The organism is Streptomyces sp. NPDC001781, from assembly GCF_053596035.1.
This window is the reverse complement of the sequence record NZ_JBSFFI010000030.1, coordinates 47,996-67,122: the sequence shown is the minus strand read 5'-3', so window position 1 is coordinate 67,122 and position 19,127 is coordinate 47,996. Positions and strand designations below refer to the sequence as shown.

At 72.7% G+C, this 19,127-nt stretch carries 14 protein-coding genes, 4 tRNA genes, 1 other RNA gene and 1 pseudogene; 10 read left to right on the top strand and 10 right to left on the bottom strand.

All coding sequences use genetic code 11. The features are described 5' to 3' along the window. Nucleotides 1-53 precede the first annotated feature (53 nt). Nucleotides 54-1,646: pseudogene (locus ACWCV3_RS24065) on the bottom strand (relaxase/mobilization nuclease domain-containing protein); the annotation flags it as partial. 56 nt (nucleotides 1,647-1,702) lie between these two features. On the opposite strand from ACWCV3_RS24065, the gene ACWCV3_RS24060 reads away from it, so the two are divergent. Then, nucleotides 1,703-1,870, top strand: a complete 168-nt coding sequence (locus ACWCV3_RS24060) for a hypothetical protein (RefSeq protein ID WP_451227736.1) — start codon at nucleotides 1,703-1,705, stop codon at nucleotides 1,868-1,870. Nucleotides 1,871-1,995: 125 nt separating this feature from the next. Here ACWCV3_RS24060 and ACWCV3_RS24055 read toward each other — a convergent pair. Further along, nucleotides 1,996-2,083, bottom strand: a tRNA-Ser gene (locus tag ACWCV3_RS24055). A gap of 73 nt (nucleotides 2,084-2,156) precedes the next feature. On the opposite strand from ACWCV3_RS24055, the gene ffs reads away from it, so the two are divergent. The 6 genes from ffs (at nucleotide 2,157) to ACWCV3_RS24025 (ending at nucleotide 11,002) form a co-directional block, all read left to right on the top strand. Further along, nucleotides 2,157-2,251: signal recognition particle sRNA small type (gene ffs / locus ACWCV3_RS24050), an RNA gene on the top strand. 137 nt (nucleotides 2,252-2,388) lie between these two features. Further along, the gene (locus ACWCV3_RS24045) at nucleotides 2,389-4,563 is read left to right on the top strand and encodes a DNA polymerase III subunit gamma and tau (protein WP_451227733.1); all 2,175 of its coding nucleotides are present in this window, start codon (nucleotides 2,389-2,391) and stop codon (nucleotides 4,561-4,563) included. 366 nt (nucleotides 4,564-4,929) lie between these two features. Next, nucleotides 4,930-6,195: a phosphoribosylamine--glycine ligase gene (purD, locus tag ACWCV3_RS24040; RefSeq protein WP_451227730.1), complete on the top strand. Its 1,266-nt coding sequence runs from the start codon at nucleotides 4,930-4,932 to the stop codon at nucleotides 6,193-6,195. A gap of 264 nt (nucleotides 6,196-6,459) precedes the next feature. Continuing rightward, nucleotides 6,460-8,226, top strand: coding sequence for a hypothetical protein (locus ACWCV3_RS24035; RefSeq protein WP_451227728.1), 1,767 nt, complete (start codon nucleotides 6,460-6,462; stop codon nucleotides 8,224-8,226). A gap of 294 nt (nucleotides 8,227-8,520) precedes the next feature. Then, nucleotides 8,521-10,032 carry a N,N-dimethylformamidase beta subunit family domain-containing protein gene (locus ACWCV3_RS24030; protein ID WP_451227725.1) on the top strand — a complete coding sequence of 504 codons (1,512 nt, stop codon included), beginning with the start codon at nucleotides 8,521-8,523 and terminating at the stop codon, nucleotides 10,030-10,032. Nucleotides 10,033-10,102: 70 nt separating this feature from the next. Further along, the gene (locus ACWCV3_RS24025) at nucleotides 10,103-11,002 is read left to right on the top strand and encodes a phosphoribosylaminoimidazolesuccinocarboxamide synthase (RefSeq protein ID WP_451227722.1); all 900 of its coding nucleotides are present in this window, start codon (nucleotides 10,103-10,105) and stop codon (nucleotides 11,000-11,002) included. Between the two features lie 56 nt (nucleotides 11,003-11,058). On the opposite strand, the gene ACWCV3_RS24020 is transcribed toward ACWCV3_RS24025, so the two are convergent. The 8 genes from ACWCV3_RS24020 to ACWCV3_RS23985 all read right to left on the bottom strand — a co-directional run bounded on the left by ACWCV3_RS24020 (nucleotide 11,059) and on the right by ACWCV3_RS23985 (nucleotide 15,607). Then, nucleotides 11,059-11,134 (bottom strand) — tRNA-Gly (locus tag ACWCV3_RS24020). Nucleotides 11,135-11,157: 23 nt separating this feature from the next. Then, nucleotides 11,158-11,772: a response regulator gene (locus tag ACWCV3_RS24015; RefSeq protein ID WP_451227719.1), complete on the bottom strand. Its 615-nt coding sequence runs from the start codon at nucleotides 11,770-11,772 to the stop codon at nucleotides 11,158-11,160. Beyond that, on the bottom strand, nucleotides 11,769-13,034 hold the full coding sequence (locus ACWCV3_RS24010; RefSeq protein ID WP_451227773.1) for a sensor histidine kinase: 1,266 nt from the start codon (nucleotides 13,032-13,034) through the stop codon (nucleotides 11,769-11,771). The genes ACWCV3_RS24015 and ACWCV3_RS24010 overlap by 4 nt, the downstream gene beginning before the upstream one ends. A 20-nt stretch (nucleotides 13,035-13,054) precedes the next feature. Continuing rightward, nucleotides 13,055-13,849, bottom strand: coding sequence for an ABC transporter permease (locus ACWCV3_RS24005; RefSeq protein ID WP_451227716.1), 795 nt, complete (start codon nucleotides 13,847-13,849; stop codon nucleotides 13,055-13,057). Next, nucleotides 13,846-14,784, bottom strand: coding sequence for an ABC transporter ATP-binding protein (locus tag ACWCV3_RS24000; protein ID WP_451227713.1), 939 nt, complete (start codon nucleotides 14,782-14,784; stop codon nucleotides 13,846-13,848). Before ACWCV3_RS24000 ends, ACWCV3_RS24005 begins: the two co-directional genes overlap by 4 nt. A 124-nt stretch (nucleotides 14,785-14,908) precedes the next feature. Beyond that, a tRNA-Gly gene (locus ACWCV3_RS23995) sits at nucleotides 14,909-14,981 on the bottom strand. Nucleotides 14,982-15,060: 79 nt separating this feature from the next. Then, a tRNA-Gly gene (locus ACWCV3_RS23990) sits at nucleotides 15,061-15,132 on the bottom strand. Nucleotides 15,133-15,289: 157 nt separating this feature from the next. Further along, nucleotides 15,290-15,607, bottom strand: a complete 318-nt coding sequence (locus ACWCV3_RS23985; RefSeq protein WP_030816899.1) for a histone-like nucleoid-structuring protein Lsr2 — start codon at nucleotides 15,605-15,607, stop codon at nucleotides 15,290-15,292. Nucleotides 15,608-15,922: 315 nt separating this feature from the next. On the opposite strand from ACWCV3_RS23985, the gene purS reads away from it, so the two are divergent. The 3 genes from purS to purL are packed head-to-tail and all read left to right on the top strand — an operon-like array spanning nucleotide 15,923 to nucleotide 19,118. Next, on the top strand, nucleotides 15,923-16,186 hold the full coding sequence (gene purS, locus ACWCV3_RS23980; protein ID WP_451227709.1) for a phosphoribosylformylglycinamidine synthase subunit PurS: 264 nt from the start codon (nucleotides 15,923-15,925) through the stop codon (nucleotides 16,184-16,186). Next, nucleotides 16,183-16,863: a phosphoribosylformylglycinamidine synthase subunit PurQ gene (gene purQ / locus ACWCV3_RS23975; protein WP_451227706.1), complete on the top strand. Its 681-nt coding sequence runs from the start codon at nucleotides 16,183-16,185 to the stop codon at nucleotides 16,861-16,863. Before purS ends, purQ begins: the two co-directional genes overlap by 4 nt. Continuing rightward, nucleotides 16,860-19,118 (top strand): phosphoribosylformylglycinamidine synthase subunit PurL, encoded by a 2,259-nt coding sequence (purL, locus tag ACWCV3_RS23970; protein ID WP_451227703.1) that lies wholly within the window; start codon nucleotides 16,860-16,862, stop codon nucleotides 19,116-19,118. Before purQ ends, purL begins: the two co-directional genes overlap by 4 nt. Nucleotides 19,119-19,127 lie beyond the last annotated feature (9 nt).

The following is a 19,127-nucleotide window of genomic DNA, read 5'->3' as shown; positions in this document are numbered from 1 at the left end:
CGGCGGGGGATGTTTGCGTGTACCGGCCTCGATTGGTGTCGGGGCCGGCCTCCTTACAGCCGTGGACGGTTGATCGGATTCGCGGTTACAGGAGTCGCGGCTAGCTGTGTCGCGTGTGCCCCGAGGCCAGTCGCATGCGCCCGAGTGGTGGTGAGTAGCCGGGCGGCTTCAGCGCGGGGGTTGGGGGCGGGGTTGCGGCTGGTGTGCTGGATGCGGGTGATGAGTACGCGGGCGGGGGTGCGGGCAGTGGTCAGTTCGCGCTGGGCGGCTGCTTCCTTGAGGAGCTGGTGGGGTTTGTGGCCGCCTGCTTCGGCGTCGGCGAGGACGGTGGCGAGGGCCGGCCAGGCGGTGTCGGTGAGGATGCGGTCGGCGTGGTCGCGGATGGCGGCACGGACGTCGTGGGCGAGGGGCTGGCGCGCCTGGTCGCTCGGCTGACGGGCGGCGAGGCTGTCGACGACGGGCGCGAGGGCGTTATCGGTGGCGGTCTTCAGGTGGTGGAGGGTCTGGCGGGCGGCTTCGGCCTGGTGGGCGTGGCCCTTCGCCTCGTGCCAGCGCCCGGCGATGATCGTGGCCCAGACGAGGGCGGAGAGCAGTGCGGCCAGGGCGCTGCCGTCGGGGCCGGTGGCGGTGTGGGCGATGTCGCGGGCCGCTGTGCGGAGGGTGTGGGCGGCCTGGTTCTCGGCGCTGATCTGGGAGCGCTGGGCGTGGGTGAATGCCTTTGATGCTGCTCGTAGTTCGGCGTGGAGGTGGGTGGGGGCTTTCTGGGCGGTGGCTTCGATGAGTCCGCCGAGTGCGGTGATCTGGGCTTGGGCGTGGGTGTCGTCGGCCATGTCGGTGTGGAGGGTGTCGAGGGCGTCGGCGGCCTGGTGCCAGGGGGTGGTGGGGCGGTTGCGGCGGGCGGTGGGGTGTTCCTCTGGTGCGGTGGTTTCGAGGCGGGCCTTGAGCTTGGGGAGGGTGAGGTCGGGGGCGATCTTTCCGCCGGAGTGGAAGATCTGTTCGCCGTCCTTGTTGAGGTCGCCGGGGCGGCCGACGGCGTACCCGAGGAGGTCTCCCGACGGTCCGCGGCGGGGTTTGACCGCGATGCCGTCGGCCTGGAGGTAGGCGAGGAGTTCTTCGGCGCTGCTGGCGTGGGGGATGGCGGCGCGTATGCGGTCCTGGAGCCATGCGCGGCTGGTCTGCTCCCAGCCGAGGCGTTCGGCCTTGTGCATCTCGGCCTGGGTGGGTCGGCGTTCGGCGGTGCGGTCGCCCTTCTTCAGCTGGCGCAAGCCGTAGTCCTTCTCGATCTGGCGGCAGGCGTCGCCGACGCGGATGCCGCTGTCGTGGAGCCCCGGGCGGCGGCCGTCTTCGCGGACGGTGGTGGCGAGGATGTGGATGTGGTCCTCTGCGTGGCGTACGGCGATCCAGCGGCAGGCCAGGTCGTCTCCGGGCGGGGCGATCCCGGCGGCCTCGACGATGCGCTGGGCGATATCGGCCCATTCGGCGTCGGAGAGATGACGGTCCTCGGGGGCGGTACGAACGGGGCAGTGCCAGACGTGGTCGGTGATCCTCCTTCCGAACTCGCTGTTCCGAAGGTGAACGGGCTCGTCGAGGTGGTGGGCGAGTTGGGCGAGGGTGGCGTCCTGGTCGCGGCCGGGCCTAGCTGAACCTGGCCGACGACCTGCGGGGCTGGGCCCAGGCCCGGGCCGTCGGCGATGTCAGGAACATGCGCCGCAAGATCTACCGCATGCGCACCCAGCCGTTCGCCGACGTCTGTTACGCGGCGCTGCACAAGGCCGTGTCTGAGGATGCGCCCCGGGTCTTCGTGGCCGAGGAGCCGGGCGTCCTGGACCTCCTGCGGGACGACGAGCTGCGCGCTGCCTTCCAGATGTGAGCAACCCAGCTGAAGCGCTGCCGCGACGGGCACTCGCGCCAACTGAGACCAAAACTGAGACCAAGCACGTCGAAGGGCCCCACCGCAAGCGGTGGGGCCCTTCGACATCGTGCCCGGTGAGGCACTGGCGGAGGATACGAGATTCGAACTCGTGAGGGGTTGCCCCCAACACGCTTTCCAAGCGTGCGCCCTAGGCCTCTAGGCGAATCCTCCGAGGGAGACATTACATGACCGGAAGGAGTGGTCGCGAACTCGTCCCCCCGTCCCGGGATCAGGTACTCTTTGCGCAGCCCCTCACGCGGCGCTATCTGACTGAACTCCCCCAGGGCCGGAAGGCAGCAAGGGTAGGTCGGCTCTGGCGGGTGCGTGGGGGGCCCTTGTGTTTCCGGGGCGGCCAGAGCGCGGCCGGTGCGGGTGACTCCGGTGGGCGTACGGCCCGGAGGTGATGCGCAGGGCCCTGACCTGCGCGGCGGCAGCGCCGGGTCCGAATGTCCGTGGGCGCCTATAACCTCGTATGCGTGTCGTCACTCGCCTTGTACCGCCGCTATCGCCCGGAGACCTTTGCCGAGGTCATCGGGCAGGAGCACGTAACCGACCCGCTGCAGCAGGCGCTGCGGAACAACCGGGTCAATCACGCGTACCTGTTCAGCGGACCCCGCGGCTGCGGCAAGACGACCAGCGCCCGCATCCTGGCCCGTTGCCTCAACTGTGAGCAGGGTCCCACCCCCACCCCCTGCGGCGAGTGCCAGTCCTGCCGCGACCTCGCGCGCAACGGCCCCGGTTCGATCGACGTCATCGAGATCGACGCCGCCTCCCACGGTGGTGTGGACGACGCCCGTGAGCTGCGCGAGAAGGCGTTCTTCGGGCCCGCCGGCAGCCGGTACAAGATCTACATCATCGACGAGGCCCACATGGTCACGTCGGCCGGCTTCAACGCGCTGCTGAAGGTCGTCGAGGAGCCGCCGGAGCACCTCAAGTTCATCTTCGCCACCACCGAGCCCGAGAAGGTCATCGGGACCATCCGGTCGCGTACGCACCACTACCCCTTCCGGCTCGTCCCGCCCGGCACCCTGCGCGAGTACCTCGGCGAGGTGTGCCAGAAGGAGGACATCCCGGTCGCGGAGGGCGTCCTCCCGCTGGTCGTGCGCGCGGGCCAGGGCTCCGTGCGTGACTCCATGTCCGTCATGGACCAGCTCCTCGCCGGCGCCGGTGCGGACGGTGTGACGTACCCCATGGCCACCTCCCTCCTCGGCTACACCGACGGCTCCCTCCTCGACTCCGTGGTGGAGGCCTTCGCCACGGGGGACGGCGCCGCGGCCTTCGAGGTCGTGGACCACGTCATCGAGGGCGGCAACGACCCCCGTCGCTTCGTCGCCGACCTCCTGGAGCGCCTGCGCGACCTGGTGATCCTCGCCGCCGTGCCCGACGCCGCCGACAAGGGGCTCATCGACGCCCCCGCCGACGTGCTCGAGCGCATGCAGGCCCAGGCCGAGATCTTCGGCGCCGCAGAGCTCAGCCGCGCCGCCGACCTCGTCAACGAGGGCCTCACCGAGATGCGCGGCGCCAACTCGCCCCGCCTCCAGCTCGAACTCATCTGCGCGCGCGTGATGCTTCCCGCCGCGTACGGCGACGAGCGTTCCGTCATGGCCCGCCTCGACCGTATCGAGCGGGGCGTGAACTTCTCGGCGGGTACGGGCGCCCCGCCCATGCAGTACGTGCCCGGGCCCGAGGCGCACCCCGGCGCGGTGGCCCCGGCCGAGGCTCCTGTGACACCCGGCGGGGGGCCCGCTGCCGCGCGCGCGGCGGTACGGAACCCCGGTGGACCAGGCGGGGGTACGGCCCCCGCCCCCGCCCCTGCTCCTGCTCCCGCGGCGCAGCCTCCCGCGCCGACCCCGCCGCCCGCTCCGGCGCCGGAGGCCGCGCCCGCCGCCCAGGCCGCTCCGGGCGCCTGGCCCACCGCCGCTTCCGCCGGTGGGGGCCGCCGTTCCGGTGCGTGGCCCACCGCCACCCCCGCGGGCCAGGGTCAGCCGCAGCAGCAGACCCCGCCCAGCCGGCCGCAGGCCCCGAGTCGGCCCCAGCAGCCGGCGGCAGCCGCCCCGGCGGCCCCCGCGCCGGCGGGACCCACCCCCTCCGGCGGGCTCGACCCCCGCATGCTCTGGCCGAACATCCTGGAGGCGGTCAAGAACCGTCGCCGCTTCACCTGGATTCTGCTCAGCCAGAACGCCCAGGTGACCGGCTTCGACGGCACCACGCTCCAGCTCGGCTTCGCCAGCGCCGGTGCCCGTGACAACTTCTCCGCCAGCGGCAGCGAGGACGTACTGCGGCAGGCGCTCGCCGAGCAGTTCAACGTCCAGTGGAAGATCGAGTCGGTCGTCGACCCCTCGGGCGGCGGCTCGGTTCCCCCGCCCGCGGGAGGCGCGCCCAGCTTCGGCGGAGGCGGCGCGGCGAACGCGGGCGGCTACGGCACTCCGGCCCCGTCCCGCCCGGCCGCCCCCCAGCAGAGCGCCCCTGCCCAGCAGGCCCCGGCCCCGGCTCCGAGACCCACGGCCCCCGAGCCGCCCTCGGTCTCCCCCGAGGACGACACTCCTGCCGACGACGACCCCGACCTGGACGAATCCGCCCTATCCGGTCGCGACCTGATCGTCCGCGAACTCGGCGCCACGGTCTTGGACGAGTTCTCCCACGACCAGTAGGTCCCGAGTGGGCGGCTGCGGGCCCTCGCGGCCGAGCGCGCGGTTCCCCGCGCCCCTGGGGGCTTTCGTCTGGATCAGGCCGGGCTCGCGGGGGCTGGTGCCGCACCTCGACGCGTCGTCGGTTGCCATGGCTCCGCCATGACGTCCTCCTCCGCCCAGGTGCGGCGAACGTGGGTCGGGACGCCCGTCCGTTCACGCGCGCGACCTGCCGACCTGCGCCCTGCCGACCCAGGGGCGGCGAACTGCGCGACCAGCCACCACCGATCCGCGAGCCGCGCACGAACCGCACCCCCCTCCCCGCCTGGTAGCTTCCTCCAACTTCCCCACCCCCCAGCCTTCGGCAACCCAGCCGATAAGCTGACCCGCGTGAAGGTCCTCGTCATCGGCGGCGGCGCCCGCGAACACGCCCTGTGCCGCTCTCTGTCCCTCGACCCCGACGTCACCGAAGTGCACTGCGCGCCAGGGAACGCGGGCATCGCCGAAGTGGCCCGGCAGCACCAGGTGGACGCCCTGGACGGCAAGGCCGTCGCGGCGCTCGCCACGGAGCTGGAGGCCGGCCTGGTCGTGATCGGTCCGGAGGCCCCGCTGGTCGCGGGTGTCGCCGATGCCGTGCGCGAGGCGGGCTTCCCGGTCTTCGGGCCGTCCCGCGAGGCCGCCGTGCTGGAGGGGTCGAAGGCGTTCGCCAAGGACGTCATGGCCGCGGCCGGCGTGCCCACCGCGCGCTCGTACGTCTGCACCACCCCCGAGGAGGTCGCCGAGGCGCTGGCCGCCTTCGGCGCGCCGTACGTCGTCAAGGACGACGGACTGGCCGCGGGCAAGGGTGTCGTCGTCACCTCGGACATCGAGGAGGCCGAGGCGCACGCGGCCGGGTGCGAGCGGGTGGTGATCGAGGAGTTCCTCGACGGCCCCGAGGTCTCGCTGTTCGCGGTGACGGACGGCGAGACGGTCGTCCCGCTCCAGCCCGCGCAGGACTTCAAGCGCGCGCTCGACGGCGACGAGGGGCCCAACACCGGTGGCATGGGCGCGTATTCCCCGCTGCCGTGGGCCGACCCCGCCCTGGTGGACGACGTGCTGCGCACCGTGCTCCAGCCGACGGTGGACGAGCTGCGCCGGCGCGGAACACCCTTCTCCGGCCTGCTGTACGCGGGGCTCGCCATCACCTCGCGCGGTGTGCGGGTCATCGAGTTCAACGCCCGCTTCGGCGACCCCGAGACGCAGGTCGTGCTGGCCCGCCTGAAGAGCCCGCTCGCCTCCCTCCTGCTCGCCTCCGCGAACGGCACCCTCGCCGACCTGGAGCCGCTGCGCTGGAGCGAGGACGCGGCCGTCACCGTGGTCGTGGCCTCGCACAACTACCCCGGCACCCCGCGCACCGGCGACCCGATCACCGGCCTGGCCGAGGTCGCCGCCGAGGACGCCCCGCACGCCTACGTCCTGCACGCCGGGACGAAGCAGGACGGTGGGCGGACCGTCAGCGCGGGCGGCCGCGTGCTGTCCGTCACGGCCACCGGTGGGGATCTCGCCGAGGCCCGCGAGCGCGCCTACCGCGCGGTGGCCCGTATCGGCCTCGACGGTTCGCACCACCGCACGGACATCGCGGCGAAGGCGGCCGGGACGGCCACGACCGTGGCATAGGAGCCCCCGCTCCGCCCCAGGCCCCGGACCCCGAAATCCGGGGCCTGACCTTTGCCGTCTGTCACCCAGCTCTGACCAAGGCCATTCCATCGAGTGAGCAATGCGCCATCCGGCTGACGGGGGCCGGGGCCCCAACTATGGTGCGGCGCAAGCGGTCCGGCACTTGGCCCACCGGCATTGCGATGTCAGTGACGGATGCCACAGTGGGGGAGTGGGCACCGCCATGACAGCACGCGATCGGCAGGCAGGGGGTGAGCGTCGCGCATGACCGTAACCGGTGGGGAGCTGGGCGCCAGGGCCGCGCGTTCGCGCGCGCTGGCCGTGCTGCGGGTGCGCAGCCGGGCGCTCGCCGCGGCGCTGCTGCCCGGGGCGGCCGAGGTGATCCTGCTGACCGGTGCCGCCACCGGCCAGTTCACCGGCCGGGGCTGGGACACCGCGCGCTGGGTGGTGGGCGTCCTCGCGGTGCTGGTGCTGCTGGCCGCCGCCGGCATCGCCCTGGTCGTGGCCCGCGCGCGCCCCGCCGCGAGCCCCACGGTCCCGGTGTCCGAGCGCTCCGCCCCCGACCTGTACCGGATGGTGCGCGACCTGGCCGACCGGCTGGACGTGCCCGCGCCCTCCGCGATAGCGCTCACCCCTGACTGCGACAGCTGGCTGGAGGACCGTACGCACCCCGCGCACGCCCCGCCGATCACGCGGGCGCACGACGAGCCGGTCATCCCCGGCGCCCGCCCCGAGCGGCGGCCGGCCGTACCGGCACCGGTGCTGGTGATCGGGTCGCCGTTCCTGTGGTGGATGCGCGTCGCCGAACTGCGCGCGGTGCTCGCCCCGGTCGTCGCCGGCACGGGCCCGTCCGCGCAGCCCGACATAGCCGCCGCCCGCCGATTCGTGCGCGGTCTGGACGCCGCGGTGACCGTCGCCGACGCGCCGGGCCGCGGCCCGCTGACCCGCGGGGTGTACGCGGCCCTCGGCCGGGTGGCCCGGCTGCTGCTGCAGTGCTGCCGTGAGCATGCCGCGCTGATGGAGCGCGGCGTCGCCATGGCCGCCGCCGAGCGCGCCCAGGCGGTGGACTACGGACCCCGGATCGCCGCCCAGGAGCAGGTCGGCCTGGCGTACGCGGGCTGGGACCGGCTGCTGACCAAGGTGGCGCTGCCCGCCTGGCGGATGGGCCGCTGGCCCTCCCGGCTGGACGTGGGCGTGGCCGCCGCGCTGACCGAGCTGTCCCGGCGCGACCGGCTGGCCGACGGCTTCGCCGCCCGGCTGGGCGAGCGCCCCGCGTGCGACCTGCTGGAGGAGCCAGGCGCGGTGGACGAGGCGGTGTCCCTGCTCACCGCCCGCCTCTTCCACGGCGGTCCGGCGGAGTCGGGCCCGAGCTGGGCGCCGGTGGACTGGCAGGCGTACCCGGAGGAGGTCGTGGACCGCACCTGGCGCGCGGAGGCGGCCCGGCTGCACCGGGTACTGGACTCCCTGGGCGTCAGCCCCAGCCTGGACCCGGCCACCCCCGACCCCGGCGGCCCCACCCTGGCCCGCGTCCTGGACCACCTGGCCGAGACCGCCGACGGCGCTCCCGCGGTCCCGGCCCCGGCCACAGCCCCCGACGACACGGACGGCGCGGGTGACGCGGACCCGGCCACCGAGCGCAGTGCCCTCCTGGCCGCCGGTCTGAGCGCGGCCCTCGCCCGCGAGGAGCGCGAGGAGAGCGCCGTACCGCGGGGGGCGCGGGCGCAGGGCCCGGACAGCGCGCTCTGGGAGGACGGCGACCTTCCGCTGTTCCCGCTCCAGTCCCCGCGCACCGGACGCGAGCTGCTGGCCGCGCACATCACCGCGATGATCTGCTGCGCGGCCGTCGACAGCGCCGGAGCCGCCCCCGGCCTGGACTGGCTGGACGGCCCCGTTCTGCTGCTGGACGGCGAGCGCGCCGCCGGCCTCGCCCCGAAGGTGCTCGCCCTGATCGAGGAGGGAGATCCGGGTCCGCTGCGCGTCTGGCTGGCCGAGTCCGGGATACGGCCGGAGAAGCCGGTCCGGCTGGTCTGAGCGACGTGGCACAGAAGTCGTCACCGGGCACAGGGAGCCCCGGTGGTCAACCGCTGTAACGGAGCAGCCTCTTCCACTTCAGGCCAATTCACGACGAACAGTGACCGGAGCCATGCGTTATGTGATGTGCTGGAACCGACACGCACATGGCACGGGCATACGACATACGTCCGTACGGCCGAGCGATCCGGCGAACCGAGCACACCCGAGACGCAGGCGACGACACCGGGTTCCGGTCCTGGCACCACAGACAACGCCATCATGGCAACGGGGGACACGAGGGAGGGGGCGTCCATGACCTCGGAACACATCCGCCGGTGGGAGTCGGGAGCGCTCGCGCACGCCGTCACCGATCCCTTCGGCCTGGGCCCGGTGCCCTGGCTGCGCGGCAGTGAGACCTACTTCGACGACACCGGACACGTGGTGCCCTGGTACGTCGACCCCATCCAGCCGGCCCCGGCCGGGGCCCGGTACGGGCGGCCCGGCGCGCGCGTGCCGGCGCCGCGTTCGGCCGGTCCCGGCCCGCGCTCGGCCGACGACGTGGGCCGTCAGATCAAGGGGTTCGCGTCCACCGGCGCGGTCGCGCCCGGCGAGGCGATCGACTTCCACATCACGGTCGACCCGCCGCAGGAGTTCAGCGTCGACATCTACCGGATCGGCCACTACGCCGGTCACGGCGCCGCCAAGATCACCACCAGTCCCCGGCTCTCCGGCATCGTCCAGTCCGCGCCGCTGGCCGCCGACCGCACGGTCTCCTGCCACCACTGGTGGCTGTCCTGGCGCCTCCAGGTGCCCGCCGAGTGGCGGGTCGGGGCGTACGTCGCCGTCCTCACCACCGCCGACGGCTACCGCTCCCACGTGCCCTTCACGGTCCGCGACGACGAGCCCGCCGACCTGCTCCTGCTGCTCCCGGACATCACCTGGCAGGCGTACAACCTGTACCCGGAGGACGGCCGCACCGGGGCCAGCCTCTACCACGCCTGGGACGAGAAGGGCTCCCTGCTCGGCGAGGCGGACGCGGCCACCACCGTCTCCTTCGACCGCCCGTACGCCGGTGCGGGTCTGCCCCTGCACGTGGGCCACGCCTACGACTTCATCCGCTGGGCCGAGCGCTACGGCTACGACCTCGCGTACGCCGACGCCCGCGATCTGCACGCCGGCCGGATCGATCCCACGCGGTACCGGGGCCTGGTCTTCCCCGGCCACGACGAGTACTGGTCGGCGTCCATGCGGCGGGAGGTGGAGGAGGCCCGCGATCAGGGGACCTCGCTGGTCTTCCTGTCGGCCAACAGCATGTACTGGCAGGTGGAGTTGTCGCCCTCCGCGTCCGGGGTGCCGGACCGGCTGCTGACCTGCCGCAAGCGCAAGGGCCCCGGAAGGCCCGTGCTGTGGCGGGAGGTCGACCGCCCCGAACAGCAGGTGATCGGCATCCAGTACGCGGGCCGGGTGCCCGAGCCGCACCCGCTGATCGTCCGCAACGCCGGCCACTGGCTGTGGGACGCCACCGGTGCCCGCGAGGGCGACGAGATCGAGGGCCTGGTCGCGGGCGAGGCCGACCGGTACTTCCCGCGCACCGCCCTGCCCGAGCACGAGGAGCGCGTGCTGCTCGCGCACTCCCCCTACACCGACGGTGAGGGCGCCCGGCGCCACCAGGAGACCTCCCTGTACCGCGCGCCCTCCGGCGCCTGGGTCTTCGCCTCCGGCACCTTCGCCTGGTCACCGGCGCTGGACCGGCCCGGCCATGTGGACGCCCGCGTCCAGCGCGCCACCGCCAACCTGCTGGACCGCATCTGCAAGCGGGACTGACCCTGCCACCCGACCCGCCTCCGGCATACGGGAGAATCGAGGCAGTTGGACAGAACCACGGGGAGGAACCGTGTCCGGATTCGTAGAAAAGCCCGAGCCGATCCAGGTTCCGGGTCTGGTGCACCTGCACACCGGCAAGGTGCGCGACCTGTACCGCGACGAGGCGGGCGACCTCGTGATGGTCGCCAGCGACCGCATCTCCGCGTACGACTGGGTGCTGCCCACCGAGATCCCCGACAAGGGGCGGGTGCTCACCCGGTTGTCCCTGTGGTGGTTCGACCGGCTCCGGGACCTGGCCCCCAGCCACGTCATCGGCACCGTGCTGCCGAAGGGCGCCCCGGCCGACTGGGCGGGCCGCACCCTGGTCTGCAAGTCGCTGGACATGGTCCCGGTGGAGTGCGTGGCGCGCGGCTACCTGACCGGCTCGGGTCTGGCCGAGTACCAGGAGTCGCGCACGGTCTGCGGGCTCGCGCTGCCCGAGGGCCTTCAGGACGGCTCGGAGCTGCCGGGACCGATCTTCACCCCGGCCACCAAGGCCGAGGTCGGCGAGCACGACGAGAACGTGTCGTACGAGGAGGTGGCCCGCCGGGTCGGCGCGGAGACCGCCGCCCAGCTCCGCCGGCTCACCCTCTCCGTGTACGGCCGCGCCCGCGACATCGCCCGGGAGCGGGGGATCGTGCTGGCGGACACCAAGTTCGAGTTCGGCTTCGACGGCGACACCCTCGTCCTCGCCGACGAGGTGCTCACCCCGGACTCGTCCCGCTTCTGGCCGGCCGAGACCTGGGAGCCGGGGCGCGCCCAGCCGTCGTACGACAAGCAGTTCGTGCGGGACTGGCTGACCGGCCCCGAGTCCGGCTGGGACCGCGGGAGCGAGCAGCCCCCGCCCGCGCTGCCCGAGCAGGTGGTGGAGGCGACCCGCGCCAAGTACATCGAGGCGTACGAGCGCCTGACCGGCACCCGCTGGAGCTGAGCCGGCACGGCCCAGGACGGGAGAAGCCCCCCGGTGGGAACCGGGGGGCTTCTTCGTGGAGCGGACGACGAGGCTCGAACTCGCGACCTCAACCTTGGCAAGGTTGCGCTCTACCAACTGAGCTACGTCCGCAGTGCGCCGTGGCGCGGAGCCAACTATACCCAACCCCGGTCGCGTGCGAGACGCACCGCGGTGTGCCGGTTCTCCGCACCCAGCTTGGTGACGGCCGAGGAGAGGTAGTTCCGCACCGTCCCCGGTGACAGCGCGGCCCGCGCGGCGATCTCCGCGACCGGCGCCCCGTCGGCCGCCAGTTCCAGCACCTCGGCCTCCCGCGCGGTCAGCGGGGAGTCCCCGGCGGAGATCGCGTCGGCGGCCAACTCGGGGTCGACGTAGCGGTGTCCGGCGTGCACGGTGCGGATGATCTCGGCGAGCCGTCCGGCGCTGACCGTCTTCGGCACGAACCCCCGCACCCCTGCCGCGAGCGCCCGCTTCAGGTGGCCCGGCCGCCCGTGCCCGGTCACGATCAGCACCTGGCAGCCGGGCAGTTCGGCCCGCAGTGCTGTGGCGACCCTCACACCGTCGGCGCCCGGCATCTGCAGATCCAGCACCGCCACGTCGGGGGTGTGCGTCCGCGCCATCGCCAGCGCCTCGGGTCCGCTCGCCGCCTCCGCCACGACGGCCAGGTCGTCCTCCAGGGAGAGCAGGGCGGCCAGCGCGCCCCGGATCAGGTGCTCGTCGTCGGCGAGCAGCAGCCGTACCGGCCCGCTCACGCGGACACCCCGCCCATCGGCACCCGCGCCCGGAGCCGGAACCGGTCCCCGCCCACCGGTCCCGCCGTCAGCGTGCCCCCGACGGCGGCCAGCCGCTCCCGCAGCCCGGCCAGACCGGAGCCGCCGTCCCCCTCCGCCTCGCCGTCGCCGTCGTTCTCCACCGTCAGCACCACGTGATCCTTCCCCGCCACCAGTTCCACCGCGCAGTACCGCGCGTCCCCGTGCCGCAGCACATTGGTGGCCGCCTCGCGCACCACCCACGCCAGCGCGGACTGCACCGGTACCGGCAGCACCGCGTCCTCGGCCCGCACCGCGCACTCGATACCGGCGGCGCCCAGTACGCCCTTGGCGCCCGCCAGTTCGGCCGTCAGGTCGGCCTCCCGGTAGCCGCGCACCACCTCGCGCACCTCACGCTGCGACTCCTGGGCGATGCGCTGGACCTCGATCATCTGCTCCACCGCCTCCGGCCGGCCGCGCCGGGCCAACTGGACGGCGAGCTCGCTCTTCAGGGAGATCACCGACAGGTTCCGGCCGAGTACGTCGTGCAGGTCCCGCCCGAACCGCAGCCGTTCCTCGGCGACCGCGAGCCGCGCCTGGACCTCCCGCGCCCGCTCGGCCTCCCACAGCACCGACAGCGTCCACGCGCCGGTGCGCCCGGCGGCCAGCGCGAGCAGGACGACGAAGACCACGGTGAGCCCCACGCCCAGCACGCCGGCTCCGCCGTCCGGCAGGGCCGGCCCGAGCGCTGCGACCAGCACCACGGTGAGCGCCCCGGCCCGGCGCAGGTACACCGCCATCGGCACCAGCAGCGCGTAGGGCTGCCCGAACGCCATGAGCACCGCGCCCACGGCGAGCCGGGCCGTCCAGCTCTCGATGCCGTCCAGCGCGGTCAGCGCCACGATCAGGGCGAGAGCGGCACCGAGGAGGGCGACCGGTGTGCCCAGCGCGCGGCCGGGCAGCGGGGTCCGGCCGAGGTAGTGGTCCAGGGCGGGCCGGGTGAGCCGGTCGGCCGCCGCACACTGCGCGGCGCCCACCACGAGGAGCAGCGCGCCGAGTGCCAGCGGCACCGGGCGGTGGCGCACCCCGCCGGCCAGGGGCATCAGCAGCCAGCTCACCGTGAGCAGCCACGGCGACACGTGCCACATGCCGAGCGTGGTCAGCTCGACCCGCTCCGCCTTGCTCCGCGCCCGCCAGTGCCGCTCGCGCAGCGCGCGTACCCGGCCCAGCCCCCGCGATCCCACGCGGCTCGCGGTCTTCTCCAGCACCCGGCTCCCCCTCCGTGTCAGCGGCGCGGTTCCCAGCGGAACCAGTGCCTCGCGGCGAACACCGCCACGGCCGCCCAGGCCAGCGCGGCCGCCGCGGCGCCCCGAGCCTCGTACGCGCCCAGATGGCCGGTCCAGGCGCCGCGCACCAGGCGGATCGCCGGTGAGAGCGGGAGGAACTCGCAGAGGCGGGCGAGCCGGTCGGGCATGGCCTCGATCGGGAACATGATGCCGGAACCGAGCATGGAGACGAAGACCACCGGCAGCGCCGTCACCTGGGCGCTCTCGGCGCTGCGGGTGAAGGACGCGGTGAGCGCGGCCAGGGCGGCGCTGGTCACGAGCCCGGCGAGCAGCCCGAGGAGCGCCAGGTGCGGTGCCTTCGGAGCGCCGAGGTGCAGCAGGGCCGTGCAGGCCGCGCAGAGCAGCAGCGCCTGGGCGAGACCGAGGCCCAGGGCGGGCAGGGCGGTGCCGGTGAGGATCTCGGGGTCGGAGAGTTCACCGGTGCGCAGCCGCTTGAGGACGAGTTCCTCGCGGCGGGCGACGTAGGCGTTGACCAGGCAGGCGTAGACGGCGAAGAGGAAGGTGAAGCCGACGGCCGCCGGGAGCATGACCGTGCCCGCACTCAGGCCGAGCCCCTCCAGCTCCGGCCGGTCGAGGGCCTGCCGTGCGGTGAGCGGCAGCGTCAGCGGCACGAGCAGCGCCGTGAACACCACGCTCCTGTTCCGCCCCAGCAGCGTGAGTTCGGCACGGGCCAGCGCCCGCATCCGTCGCAGCGGTCGGCTCACCGCTCCGGCCGGCAGGGTCTCCGCGCTCATGCGGCCACCTCACGCTCTCCGGCGATCTGGAGGAACGCCTCCTCCAGTGACGCGGACCGCATGTCCAGGCCGTGCAGTTCGATCCCGGCCCGCTCCGCCCACGCCAGCACCCCGGTGGCCGACCGCTGGAGCCCGCACGTGCTGAGCCGGACCTTCCGCCCGGTGAACTCGTATGCGGACACGCCGAGTTCGGCCAGCGGAGGCAGGTCGCCGGGGAAGTACCCCTCGGGCAGCCGGAAGGAGATGCTCGCCGGGCGGTCCGCGGTCACCTCGGCAGGGGTGCCGGAGGCGGCGATGCGGCCCTCGTGCAGGATCGCCAGCCGGTCGGCCAGGTCCTCCGCCTCCTGCAGGTAGTGCGTGGTGAGCAGCACCGTGGTCCCGGCGTCGCGCAGCGAGCGCACCAACTCCCAGGTGTCCCGGCGTCCTTCGGCGTCCAGCCCGGTCGTCGGCTCGTCCAGGAACAGCACCTCCGGGTCACCGAGCAGGGCGAGCGCCAGGTCCAGCCGCCGCCGTTCACCGCCGGACAACTGCTTGACGCGTACGCCGCTGCGCCCGGTGAGGCCGACCCGCTCCAGCGCCTCCCCCTCGGGCCGGGCGCCGCTGGTGCAGCCCGCCCACATCCGGACGGTCTCGGTGACGGTGAGGTCGGCGGGGAAGCCGCCCTCCTGGAGCATCACGCCGGTGCGCGGCCGTACGGCGGCCCGCTCGGTGCGGGGGTCGTGGCCGAGGACCCGCACCCGGCCCCCGGAGGGTGCCGCGAGGCCCTCCAGCAGTTCGACGGTGGAGGTCTTGCCGGCGCCGTTGGTGCCGAGCAGGGCGAAGATCTCGGCGCGGGCCACGGAGAAGGTGATGCCGCGTACGGCCTCGAATCCGGAGCCGTAGACCCGGCGCAGTCCGGTGACCTCGATCACGGGATCGTGTGGGTTGGAGTCCATGACTTCAGCGTCCCGGCGTTCCGGGCGCCCCGGCAGTGCGCGGTGTCATCGGCCGGCATGACAGATGTCAGCCTGCCGACGGCATGAAGAAGGCCCCGGTCCGAAGACCGGGGCCTTTTCGCTGAGCGGACGACGAGGCTCGAACTCGCGACCTCAACCTTGGCAAGGTTGCGCTCTACCAACTGAGCTACGTCCGCACTGCTCCCGACCGGCTCCCACCGATCGGTGCGAGCACCAGCCTACCTGATCCAAAAGGATGGTCATGACCGGTGCCAGAGCGGGTGACAGGAATCGCACACTGCGCCTCCCCCCTGGAAGGGGGGTGTTCTACTACTGAACTACACCCGCACGGTCCGTGGGATTCGGCCTTTCGGCCTCGCCCCTCGGCGTGAGCCAGACATTAGCCGATCAGCAGGGGGGTTGCGCAAGTCGGGGCCCGCCGGGGGCGGGTGAACGAGTCTCAGGGCCCGCGGGTCCAGGCCCTGAGGGGTTCGCCCGTACGGGCTCAGCGGGCCTCGCTGAACGCCTCGTAGACCTTCTTGGGGATGCGGCCGCGTGCGGGCACGTCCATCTTGTTGGCCTGGGCCCAGGCGCGGATGGCGGACGGGTCGGGGGCGACCTCGGTCTGCCGGTACGCCTTGCCGGACCGGGCGCGCTTGCGGCCGGCCTCCACGTAGGGCGCGAGCGCCTTGCGCAGTTTCTTGGCGTTGGTTTCGTTCAGGTCGATCTCGTACGACTTGCCGTCGAGTCCGAAGGCGATCGTTTCCGCCGCTTCCGAGCCGTCGATGTCGTCGAAGAGCGTGACCACGACCTTTTGCGCCACGGATATCGGTCCCTTCGTGCGGCACGTCGGTCCACCGGTGTTGACCGGCAATGACGTGCCGAGTATCGGCTTTTGCCAATTCATTTGTACAGTGCGCGCCAATGAAATGGGAAGTCCTACTGAATACATCCGCGTGTCCGGACTCAATAGGCATCGCCAGTGGCCCGCAGAACTTTCCCAGAAATTTCCGCCGGGTTCGGTGCCCGACACCCGATCGTGATGCGGGTCACGTAGAAACCTCCAACTCTACCCGCGTAGAAATTTTGTACGGGTAGTCTGAAGGAACCTGCTCAGCACCACACACCGGGAGTGCCAGTGGCACGCGTCGTAGTCGACGTCATGCTCAAGCCGGAGATCCTCGACCCCCAGGGCCAGGCGGTCCAGCGTGCGCTGCCGCGCCTGGGTTTCACCGGGATCTCGGACGTCCGCCAGGGAAAGCGATTCGAGCTGGAAGTAGAGGGGCCGGTCGACGAGGCCGCGCTCGCCCGCATCCACGAGCTGGCGGAATCCTTCCTCGCCAACACCGTGATCGAGGACTTCACCGTGAAGGTGGAGGAAGTCGCGGGGGCCGCGGAGTGACCGCTCGTATTGGCGTCGTCACATTCCCGGGAAGTCTCGACGACCGTGACACCCGGCGCGCGATCACCCTCGCCGGCGCCGAACCCGTGGCCCTGTGGCACAAGGACAAGGACCTCAAGCAGGTCGACGCCGTGGTGCTGCCGGGCGGTTTCTCCTACGGCGACTATCTGCGCGCCGGGGCGATCTCCCGCTTCTCGCCGGTGATGGAGTCCGTCATCGACGAGGCCAGGGCCGGCCTTCCGGTCCTCGGTATCTGCAACGGCTTCCAGGTCCTCACCGAGGCGCACCTGCTGCCCGGCGGAATGCTCGGCAACGACCACCTCCACTTCATCTGCCGCGACCAGAAGCTGCGGGTGGAGAACGCGGGGACGGCCTGGACCGGCGACTACCGCCAGGGCCAGGAGATCCACATCCCGCTGAAGAACATGGACGGCCGGTACGTCGCCGACGAGTACACGCTCGACAAGCTGGAGGCGGAGGGCCGGGTGGTCTTCCGCTACCTGGACATGAACCCCAACGGCTCGCTGCGCGACATCGCCGGCATCACCAACGAGGCCGGGAACGTGGTCGGCCTCATGCCGCACCCCGAGCACGCCGTCGAGCCGCTGATCGGAACCGGCCGCACCGACGGCCTGCCGTTCTTCACCTCGATCCTGAAGAAGCTGGTCAACGCATGAGCCGGACGCCTCTGGACACGGTCGAGCACGCGGCCGCCACCCCCGACGTCGAGCTGCCCTGGGCCGAACTGGGCCTGAAGAAGGACGAGTACGAGCGGGTCGTCGAGATCCTCGGCCGCCGCCCGACCGGCGCCGAACTCGCCATGTACTCCGTCATGTGGTCCGAGCACTGCTCGTACAAGTCCTCCAAGGTCCACCTGCGCCAGTTCGGCGAGAAGGCGCCCCAGTCGGACGCCATGCTCGTCGGCATCGGCGAGAACGCCGGTGTGGTGGACGTCGGCCAGGGCTACGCGGTCACCTTCAAGGTCGAGTCGCACAACCACCCCTCCTACGTGGAGCCCTACCAGGGCGCGGCCACCGGCGTCGGCGGCATCGTCCGCGACATCATCGCCATGGGCGCCCGCCCGGTCGCCGTCGTGGACCCGCTGCGCTTCGGCGCCGCCGACCACCCCGACACCAAGCGCGTGCTGCCCGGCGTCGTCGCCGGCATCGGCGGCTACGGCAACTGCCTGGGCCTGCCCAACATCGGCGGCGAGGTCGTCTTCGACGCCTGCTACCAGGGCAACCCGCTGGTCAACGCCGGTGCCATCGGCGTCATGCGGCACGAGGACATCCACCTCGCCAAGGCGTCCGGCGCGGGCAACAAGGTCATCCTCTACGGCGCCCGCACCGGCGGCGACGGCATCGGCGGCGCGTCGATCCTGGCCTCGGAGACCTTCGACGACGCCAAGCCCTCCAAGCGCCCCGCGGTGCAGGTCGGCGACCCCTTCCAGGAGAAGCTCCTCATCGAGTGCACCCTGGAGGCGTTCCAGGAGAAGCTCGTCGTCGGCATCCAGGACCTCGGCGCGGCGGGCCTGTCCTGCGCGACGAGCGAGCTGGCCTCCAACGGCTCCGGCGGCATGCGCGTCACCCTGGACGACGTACCGCTGCGCGACTCCACGCTCTCGCCGGAGGAGATCCTCATGAGCGAGTCGCAGGAGCGCATGTGCGCGGTGGTCGAGCCGGAGAAGGTCGACCGCTTCCTGGAGATCTGCGAGAAGTGGGACGTCATCGCCACCGTCATCGGTGAGGTCACCGACGGCGACCGGCTGGAGATCTTCTGGCACGGGGAGAAGATCGTCGACGTCGACCCGCGCACCGTCGCGCACGACGGCCCGGTCTACGAGCGCCCCTACGCCCGCCCCGGCTGGCAGGACGCGCTCCAGGCCGACGACGCGAACAAGCTGCCCCGCCCGGCCATGCCCGAGGAGCTGCGCGAGCAGGTCCTGAAGCTGGTCGCGTCGCCGAACCAGGCGTCGAAGAAGTGGATCACCTCGCAGTACGACCACTTCGTGCAGGGCAACACGGTCCTCGCCCAGCCGGAGGACTCCGGCATGATCCGCGTGGACGAGGAGACGGGCCTCGGCGTCGCGATCGCCACCGACGGCAACGGCCGCTACGCCAAGCTCGACCCGTACACCGGCGCGCAGCTCGCGCTGGCGGAGGCTTACCGGAACGTGGCGACGACCGGCGCCAAGCCGCTCGCCGTCTCCGACTGCCTGAACTTCGGCTCGCCCGAGGACCCGGCCGTGATGTGGCAGTTCGCGGAGGCCGTGCGCGGTCTGGCGGACGGCTGCCTCCAGCTCGGCACCCCGGTGACCGGCGGCAACGTCTCGCTCTACAACCAGACCGGCGAGGCCGCCATCCACCCGACCCCGGTGGTCGCGGTCCTCGGCGTCATCGACGACGTGGCCCGGCGCACCCCGGTCGCCTTCCAGGAGGAGGGCCAGCTTCTCTACCTGCTGGGCGACACCTTGGAGGAGTTCGGCGGCTCGGCCTGGTCCCAGGTGGTCCACGACCACCTCGGCGGACTGCCCCCGAAGGTCGACCTGGAGCGGGAGCGGCTGCTGGCCGAGATCCTGATCTCCGCCTCCCGCGACGGCATGGTCGACTCCGCGCACGACCTCTCCGACGGCGGCCTGATCCAGGCCGTGGTCGAGTCGGCGCTGCTGGGGGAGAAGGGCGCGCGGCTGATCGTCCCGGACGGTCTGGACGCGTTCACCTTCCTCCTGTCGGAGTCGGCGGGCCGCGCGCTCGTGGCCGTGCCGCGCTCGGAGGAGCTGCGCTTCACCGACATGTGCGGCGCGCGGGGCCTTCCGGCCACGCGGATCGGTGTCGTCGACGGTGACTCGGTCGACGTCCAGGGCGAGTTCACCCTCTCCCTGGCCGAGCTGCGCGAGGCGCACGAGAACACGATTCCGGCGCTGCTGGCGTGACGACCGCGG

Excerpts from the sequence above, each read along its gene's own strand:
- ACWCV3_RS24060 (WP_451227736.1), top strand. The coding sequence starts at position 1,703 with ATGCGCCGCAAGATCTACCGCATGCGCACCCAGCCGTTCGCCGACGTC.
- ACWCV3_RS24035 (WP_451227728.1), top strand. The coding sequence starts at position 6,460 with ATGACCGTAACCGGTGGGGAGCTGGGCGCCAGGGCCGCGCGTTCGCGC.
- ACWCV3_RS24030 (WP_451227725.1), top strand. The coding sequence starts at position 8,521 with ATGACCTCGGAACACATCCGCCGGTGGGAGTCGGGAGCGCTCGCGCAC.
- ACWCV3_RS24005 (WP_451227716.1), bottom strand. The coding sequence starts at position 13,849 with ATGAGCGCGGAGACCCTGCCGGCCGGAGCGGTGAGCCGACCGCTGCGA.
- ACWCV3_RS24000 (WP_451227713.1), bottom strand. The coding sequence starts at position 14,784 with ATGGACTCCAACCCACACGATCCCGTGATCGAGGTCACCGGACTGCGC.
- purL (WP_451227703.1), top strand. The coding sequence starts at position 16,860 with ATGAGCCGGACGCCTCTGGACACGGTCGAGCACGCGGCCGCCACCCCC.